This window comes from Legionellales bacterium (genome assembly GCA_026125385.1).
In the GTDB taxonomy this organism is placed as follows: domain Bacteria; phylum Pseudomonadota; class Gammaproteobacteria; order JAHCLG01; family JAHCLG01; genus JAHCLG01.
Genome location: JAHCLG010000030.1, coordinates 20,703 through 29,399, shown reverse-complemented (window position 1 = coordinate 29,399; position 8,697 = coordinate 20,703). Strand labels below are relative to the sequence as shown.

The 8,697-nt window shown below is 41.8% G+C and carries 6 protein-coding genes; 3 read left to right on the top strand and 3 right to left on the bottom strand.

The annotated features are described in order from the left end of the window. The 3 genes from KIT27_10370 to KIT27_10360 form a co-directional block, all read left to right on the top strand. On the top strand, window positions 1-657 hold a 657-nt coding region (locus KIT27_10370), incomplete at its 5' end, for a TolC family protein (GenBank protein ID MCW5590047.1). A gap of 1 nt (window position 658) precedes the next feature. Next, the gene (locus KIT27_10365; protein ID MCW5590046.1) at window positions 659-2,155 is read left to right on the top strand and encodes an efflux RND transporter periplasmic adaptor subunit; all 1,497 of its coding nucleotides are present in this window, start codon (window positions 659-661) and stop codon (window positions 2,153-2,155) included. Then, window positions 2,136-5,240 carry an efflux RND transporter permease subunit gene (locus KIT27_10360; protein MCW5590045.1) on the top strand — a complete coding sequence of 1,035 codons (3,105 nt, stop codon included), beginning with the start codon at window positions 2,136-2,138 and terminating at the stop codon, window positions 5,238-5,240. Before KIT27_10365 ends, KIT27_10360 begins: the two co-directional genes overlap by 20 nt. Here KIT27_10360 and KIT27_10355 read toward each other — a convergent pair. Genes KIT27_10355 through KIT27_10345 form a run of 3 tightly spaced genes read right to left on the bottom strand, consistent with a single transcriptional unit; the run spans window position 5,230 to window position 8,562 of the window. Continuing rightward, window positions 5,230-5,946 carry a hypothetical protein gene (locus KIT27_10355; GenBank protein MCW5590044.1) on the bottom strand — a complete coding sequence of 239 codons (717 nt, stop codon included), beginning with the start codon at window positions 5,944-5,946 and terminating at the stop codon, window positions 5,230-5,232. The two genes, KIT27_10360 and KIT27_10355, sit on opposite strands and share 11 nt — an antisense overlap. 19 nt (window positions 5,947-5,965) lie before the next feature. Beyond that, entirely contained in the window at window positions 5,966-6,349 is a 384-nt protein-coding gene (locus KIT27_10350) for a cupredoxin domain-containing protein (protein MCW5590043.1), read from the bottom strand. Then, entirely contained in the window at window positions 6,349-8,562 is a 2,214-nt protein-coding gene (locus KIT27_10345) for a copper-translocating P-type ATPase (protein MCW5590042.1), read from the bottom strand. The genes KIT27_10350 and KIT27_10345 overlap by 1 nt, the downstream gene beginning before the upstream one ends. Window positions 8,563-8,697: the final 135 nt, after the last annotated feature.

Below are 8,697 nucleotides of genomic sequence, written 5' to 3'. Positions count from 1 at the left end.
CGTCTGACTGTCGATGACTTAGGGCGTTGGATTGGCAGGCGGGCGGCGGCGCAAATTCGCGTTAACTCGTTAGAAAATATAGTCCTGCCACCAAGGCATAAATTATCACGCTATATTCATCAACATCCTTTATTACGTAGAGATAGCGCTTTAATCGATTCTTCAAAGTCTATGTTTCGATGGGCAGAACAACAAAAAATCCCTGCTTTTGCCATTGGAATTAATTATGGCTATCGTCAAGGACGAAATATGGATGGTTCGAGACGAAGTCAATTCGTGAGCGCCAGTGTTACGTTTGATTTGCCACTATTCTCATCTAATCGCCAAGATAAGGTTATTTCAGCGAACGAGAATAAAATTCAAGCCGCTGAGTCTGCGAGACAAACAGAATATCGTAATATGCTGAAAATGTTTTATGAAGAGCGTCACATTATAGAGCATTCTTCTCAACGTATTCATCTGTTACAGACCCAGATAGTGCCAAGAGCACAGGAGTTTGCAGAGTCTAGTCTTACGGCCTATCAAAATAATCAAGTTGATTTTTTAAGTATTTCAAAAGCCTATCAGGCGCAACTTAAAGATAAACTCGATTTACTAAAAGCACGCGTTAAACGCGCACAAGCTTTCGTTATGCTTGAATACCTAAGGGGGAAGTAATATGAAAAAACCATTGCTTTGGGTCATAGTTGTGATCGTGATCTTCTTTGCTGGTTTTATGACTAAGTCTACGTTATTTTCTCATGACAAAGCTTCATCCATGCCAGAAAAAGCGGAGCGAAAAGTATTATATTGGGTTGCCCCAATGGATGCTAATTATCGGCGTGATAAACCGGGCAAGTCTCCCATGGGAATGGATCTTGTTCCTGTCTATGCAGATGCTCATGCTAATAATACTAATGAAGTAACTATTTCACCCAATGTTGAAAATCAGCTTGGCGTTAAAGTTGCTGAAGTACAAAAAAAAGTGTTATCACGCGAGATAAAGACTGTAGGGTATGTCACCATTAATGAAAATAATATCGATCATGTTCATAGTTACACGAGTGGTTGGGTGAGAAAACTCTTTGTAAAATCCACGGGCGAACATGTTCAACAGGGACAAAAACTCTTGTCTTTATTTTCTCCCGAATTGAATAATGCTCAGGAGGAGTATCTGCTTGCTCTGAAAAACAATAATCCCGCATTGATTAGAGCAGGAAAACAAAAGCTTTTAACGCTAGGGATCTCTAAGATTCAAGTTAAAGCGCTGACAGAGTCTATGAAAGCCACAGAAACCATTGACATATTTGCTAAACATTCAGGCATCATTTCTAAATTGCATGTCCGTGAGGGTAAGTTTATAAAACCGGATATGGATTTAATGACCATTGATGACCTAAGTTCAATTTGGATAATAGCAGATGTTTTTGCTAAGCAGTCTTCCTTTGTTAAGCCAGGCGAGGTTGCCATTGCACGGCTTTCGGCTAAAACATGGCAAGGAAAAGTGGACTATGTTTATCCCGAGCTTGATCCAAAAACGCATACTCTTAGAGTTAGACTGATGTTTCCTAACCCAGATTTAAGCTTAAAGCCCAATATGTATGCAAGCGTTATGATCCAATCTGAGCCAACCCATAAAACACTTGCCGTGCCAGCCGCAGCACTTATACGAACTGAAAATGGTGACAGGGTGATCCTCGCATTAGGCAAGGGACGCTATCAAGCGAAGCCCGTGACGGTAGGCATTCAATCAGGCGACTATTATCAGGTGATATCAGGAGTAAAAGAAGGTGAGAGAGTTGTCACATCAGCTCAGTTCTTAATTGATTCTGAATCTAATGTGAGCGCTGATTTAAATCGCATGGATGAGCAACAAGAGCAAAATACTAATCAAGACGTGTCAAAAGAGTATGTGGGCATGGGAATTGTGCAACATGTTGACCAGAAATCAAGGAAAATCATGCTACATCACAACCCAATTGATGCTCTTGATATGCCAGAAATGACGATGACTTTAGCTGTTTCTCCTCAGTGTGATTTGGCCGGACTTCAGGCTAATGACTCTATCCATTTTGTGTTAATTAAGAAGAACAACCAGTTTGAAATTATCAAAATCCACAACATGGGGCCATCAATGAAAGCAAAAGGGGAAGGACATGATCACGCGCATCATTGAATGGTCGCTAGATAATCGATTTTTAATTATTGTTGCTACATTAATTCTGATTGCGTTGGGTGTTTATGCAATACAGCACACGCCCGTTGATGCTATTCCTGATTTATCCGATGTTCAAGTGATTGTAAAAACCAATTATCCAGGACAAGCACCTCAAGTGGTTGAAGACCAAGTGACTTATCCACTTGCCACGGCAATGCTTGCAGTTCCTGGTGCAGTCACGGTTAGAGCATATTCATTCTTTGGTGACTCCTATGTCTATGTTATCTTCAAAGACGGCACTGACTTATATTGGGCGCGTTCACGTGTTTTAGAATATTTAAATCAAGTGGCGAGTCAATTACCCAGTAATGCCAAGCCTGAGTTAGGACCTGATGCAACGGGTGTAGGTTGGATTTATCAATATGCGTTGGTCGATAAAACGGGGCATCATGATCTTTCAGAGTTAACCAGTATTCAAAACTGGCAAATTAAATATGAGTTGCAAACGGTTCCTGGCGTATCTGAGGTCGCGACCATGGGTGGTATGGTTAAGCAATATCAGGTGGTTTTAGATCCTGACCTACTTCGGACTTATGGTCTAACTTTGCAACAAGTTAAAAAAGCCATCCAAGAAGCCAACAGTGAAACTGGTGGCTCTGTGGTTGAAATGGGTGAAGCTGAATATATGGTTCGTACCAATGGTTATATTCATTCGTTAAAGGATCTTCGCTCGATACCACTAGGTATTAATCATAATGGAACACCTATTTTATTAAAAAATGTAGCAACTATCCGACTTGGCCCTGAAATGCGTCGAGGCATTGCTGAGCTTAATGGAAAAGGAGAAGTTGTTGGCGGTGTGGTTGTGATGCGTAGTGGAGAAAACGCCCTTAAAACAATAACCGCGGTTAAGAAAAAGCTACATGCTATTCAAAAGAGCCTTCCCAAGGGTGTGAGAATTGTTGAAACCTATGATCGCTCAGGGTTAATTACTCGTGGGATCCATAACCTCCAATGGAAGTTGGTTGAAGAATCATTAATTGTTATGTTGGTTTGCTTCGTGTTTCTCTGTCATTTCCGCTCAGCGCTTATCGTGATTGTTAGTTTACCAATAGGAATCTTGGCTGCGTTTTTGATCATGTATTGGCAAGGGATTAATGCCAATATTATGTCGCTGGGTGGTATAGCCATTGCCATTGGGGCCATGACTGATGCTGCAATCGTAATGATTGAAAATGTTCATAAGCATATTGAACGGGATGGGTTAACTCAGTCGAATCGATGGCAATTGATCCGTCAGGCCACGTTGGAGGTTGGGCCTCCGTTATTTTTTTCATTACTCATTATCACCTTAAGTTTTCTGCCGGTATTTGCGCTGCAAGCCCAGGAGGGGAAACTTTTTGCTCCGCTAGCATTTACTAAAACGTATGCAATGGCTGCTTCCGCTGGTCTATCCATAACCTTGGTTCCGGTATTAATGGGGTTATTTATTCGTGGAAAAATCATATCAGAGCGTAAAAACCCAGCAAATCGTTTTCTTATTGCCATCTATCGCCCCGTGATACACGTTGTGTTGAAGTCACCTTGGGTTGTTGTGCTGTTAACATTGCTTGTTGTGATAGCTACCAGTATTCCCATTCACCATTTAGGCTCAGAGTTTATGCCCACATTAGATGAGGGTGATTGGATGTATATGCCAACCACTTTGCCGGGGATCTCGATTGGTAAGGCAAGGCAACTACTTCAGCAAACCGATAAATTAATTAAAACAGTACCTGAAGTAAAAAGCGTATTTGGCAAAATTGGACGAGCAAATACCGCAACTGATCCAGCTCCGTTGACGATGATCGAGAGTGTCATTCAACTAAAGCCTAAAAGTGAGTGGCGTGCAGGTATGACACGTGAAAAGCTTAAAGCGGAATTTAATCAACTAATTCAGTTTCCTGGTTTGACTAATGCTTGGGTGATGCCTATTAAAACCCGGATCGATATGCTGGCGACGGGAATTAAGACGCCGGTTGGCATTAAAATTACAGGCCCTTCCTTACACACCATTCAATCCATTGGTCAAAAAATTGAAGACATTCTTAAACCCGTTAAAGGAACGGCTTCGGTTTATGCTGATCGATCAGCAGGTGGTCGATATATTCAAATTAAAATTAATCGTCAGCATGCGGCACGTTATGGTTTGAACATTAAACAAGTACAAGAGGTTGTTCGTACGGCGATTGGTGGCATGAATGTTACCCAAACTATAGAAGGTCGAGAGCGCTTCCCTGTTAACATTCGTTACCCACAAGCTGATAGAGATTCTTTAGAGCGGATCAAAGCGTTACCCATCGTGACACCGACAGGAGCCCATATCCCTTTAGACGAAGTGGCAGATGTGTTTATTACTGGTGGACCTCCTGTGATCAAAAGTGAAGATGCAAAATTAACGGGGTGGGTGCTTGTTGATATTGATCACGTTGATGTGGGCACTTATATTAAACGCGCCAAGGCGGCGTTGAGCCAAAAGCTGACGATGCCACCGGGATATCGGTTGATTTGGTCTGGTCAATATGAGTATATGCAGCGTGCGAAAGCAAGGCTGATGAAAGTCGTGCCCATCACCTTAATTATTATTATTTTGCTGTTGTACCTCAATTTTAAAAGTGTCGGAGAAGTATTGATTATTTTACTCACATTACCTCTCGCATTAGCGGGTGGATTTTGGACGCTTTTCTTGCTCAATTTCAACTGGTCGATTGCTGTGGGTGTTGGAATGATTGCGCTTGCTGGTGTTGCCGTCGAAATCGGGGTGATCATGTTGGTGTATTTAAACCAATCGTTAAACGATAGTAATATTTCCAACTTAGAAACGTTGAGAGAAGCTGTGATCAAAGGTGCTTTACTCCGTGTGCGCCCTATTATTATGACGGTGGCAACGATTGTTATTGGTTTGCTGCCTATTATGCTTGGGACAGGCACTGGCTCTGAAGTCATGCAACGCATTGCCGCGCCTATGTTTGGTGGTATGATTAGCGCGACAGTGCTAACCTTAATTTTATTGCCAGCGATTTTCTATCTTTGGAAAAGTAAAACACTGAAACTTAGTGAGTAGAAGGTGAATCCAACAATGGTAAACCACGCTCAGGACTAAAACACTGTGGCTGATAATGCTGCAAACATTGCTGAATGCTTTCAACGCTGATGCTACCAGCGCCCATACCACCTAGCATACGGAAGTAACGGATGAAAAAGTGTTTTATATCTTGCTCAGGCATGGGCGGTAATGCCATTGTTAATGTACCAAGGGTTAACATGGCTGCCTCATCAAATAAAACAAAGCTGATTTCTAGGGGTGTTTTTTGTCGCATTAATGGTTTATCAGCAAAATTTCCTATGATAGGTAATGTTTTGACGAGTGTTTTTGTTGTGACGTGATCACGCCAATCACTCTCTGCACTCACTGGAGAGGCTTCATCGCGATTAGGATAATATCGCTCTTTAATTTGGATGGCGACACTCATCACAATATTTCGAGTATAGGCAACGCAGAGCATCATCAATAACATTTTCCCATAAATTACACGATTTGAAGGCATGTTCATTTCAGGCATTGTCCCTTGATCGTCAGGCGCAGCCATAGGGTGATGAGCGTGTTGCATGCTCAGTGAACCACCCACGGCGTTAAATGCTTCTTGAACAACAAACATGCTACCGACTAACAACGATTCTCTGGCGATCTTTTTAATGGGATGTTTTGGTTTAAAGCAGACGCCGATTAAGGGTATCCTTTGTAACACAGCCTTTATACTAGCTAACATGTTCTGACTCACTTAATACTTATTGTTGATTCGAGTCATCCATAACGATTAGTTTTCCTCGATACATGCCCATTTGGCAAGTAAATTCATATTCCCCTGGTGCTTTGATATTGAGTGGAACATCTGTAGTTTTTCCAATTGCTAATTCAGCACTCACATCGAGATCTTTAAATTGCACCACTGATGAGCAAGGGCTTTGGTCAATGCGATTAAATTGTAGTGAGATAGGCTTGCCACCTGATACTTTAATCACGTCCGGATCATAGACACCGTTGTTCACGGTTATCTTAATGTGAGTTTCACCGTCAAATGATGTGATGGCTTTGCGATAAAATAAAAACCACCACAAAATGGTAATCATTAGGAGAATGCCTATCGTGTTAACCAGTAATAAAGCTATCATTATTCCTCCACTTTAAACCAACGTAAGCGATTGGCATTGGTGACCACTGTTACCGAGGATAATGCCATAGCACCGCCTGCAATCATGGGATTTAACAATAGACCAAAAAGGGGATACAAAATTCCACCTGCGATAGGAATAGCTAATAAATTATAGGCGAACGCACCCAGCATATTACCTTTCATGTTGCGCATCGTAGCTTTGGATAATGCAATAGCATTGACGACAGCATGAATAGAGTGTCTCATTAGCGTGATGTCAGCACTTTCAATAGCAATATCACTTCCACTTCCCATCGCGAAACCCACGTCTGCTTGACTTAAAGCTGGCGCATCATTAATGCCGTCTCCAACCATCCCTACACGGCGATGCTCTGATTGTAATTGCTTAATAGCTGCGGTTTTATCCTGCGGCAGAACTTCACTAATAACGTGATCAATGCCAACTTGTTTTGCCACAGCCAATGCCGTTGCTTGGTTATCTCCTGTAAGCATAATGACTCGTATTCCGAATTCCTTTAGTCGATTAATAGCCGATTTCGAATCGGCTTTGATTGGATCGGCCACGGTGATCATGCCTTGTAACAAGCCATCACAGGCTAAAAACATAGGGGTATGAGCTAGTTGTGTTTCTTCTTCAACTTTGGGCAATAGGGGAGTGAGATCAATGTTATTATCCAGCATCATTTTTTTATTACCTAACAAAAAATGCTTGTTCCGAACAATGCCACTGACACCTAAGCCACTTAGTGCAGAAAATTGTGTGACTGATTGCAACTCTATCTTGTGTTGCTTAGCTTCCTCTAAAATAGCTTCAGCAAGCGGATGCTCTGATTGTGCCTCTAAACTGGCACAGATAGATAATAATCCTGTCTCATTGCTATTGGTTGTAGCAAATACATTGGCAACTTTAGGCTTCCCTAGTGTGATGGTCCCGGTCTTATCTAGAACGATAGTCTCCAATGAAGCAGCGCTTTGAAGCGCTTCGCCATTACGGATTAAACAGCCTAATTCAGCAGCTTTACCCATACCAACCATTACGGATATCGGTGCGGCTAGTCCTAATGCACAGGGGCAGGCGATGATTAGTACGGTCATCCCTGATACCAGCATAAATCCTGTTTGAGGCGTCGGGCCGATATTAAACCAAATCAGAGCAGTTAAGACAGCCAAGGCCATGACAATTGGAACAAAATAGGCGGCAATAATATCAGCATATCGAGCGATGGATGGCTTTGTATTTTGTGCTTGTTTCACTAAATTGATGATCTGCGAAAGTGTCGTTTCTCCGCCCGTACGAGTGACGCGCATAATAAAGCTACCTTGCTTATTCATTGTGCCACCAATTACTGTATCATCTGACTGTTTCTTGATAGGGATCGGTTCACCAGTTAACATGGATTCATCAATGGTTGATTGTCCTTCAATAACGACACCATCGAGCGGTATTTTCTCACCCGGGCGAACGCGTAATAAGTCATTGTCTTGGATTTTGTCTACAGGTATATCGATTTCTTCATTATTTTTGATCAAGCGTGCTGTTTTGGGCTGTAGTCCAATCAGTCTCTTAATAGCTTGAGAGGTTTTTCCTCTTGCCTTTAGTTCTAATGCAGAGCCTAATTTTACTAGAGCAACAATAATTAAGGTTGCTTCAAAATATAAATGCTGTGCCATCGCTGGAACAAGCGCGGGGAAAATAGTAATTATTTGAGAGTAAAGCCAGGCGCTACCTGTTCCGACAGCAATCAGCGTATCCATGTTGGCTTGATGATGCCAGAAGGCTTTTGTCGCATGCTGATAGATATCTTTGCCCGTATAGTAGAGCGTGATAAATGTTAGAATACCTAGGAAAAAACTGATAACTTGGCCATGTAGGGTGGAGAGACTTGGCAGTAGTTGGAACATACTTAATAACATCAAAATAATACCAACACTTCCGGCAATCAAACTTTGCTTGATTAATACTCTGTATTGCCTTGCCATTAAGTTGTCTTCTTGATCTGAGTCTTGATTGTCTTCATGTGCAAGACTAGCTTCATAACCCAAGTTTTGGAGTAGAGAAATAAGCTGTTCAGTTGAGAGTTTTGACTCAATGTCGACCGTCTTATTGGCAAGGTTGACGCTGGCCTTAGAGACAGCATCATCTTTTAGCAAGCCTTGCTCGATGCTTTTCACACAGCTTGCACAGTGCATGTTATGAATATTGAAGATCATTAATCACCACAAGGTTAAAGCTAAGGTAAAGGTTAATGTTTCACTTTAGCATGCTATTTGTGCCAAATCAATGTTGTCATATCAATCAACATTCATATTAATTGACATTGATATTTCAGCTTGTTAGTCTTTGTT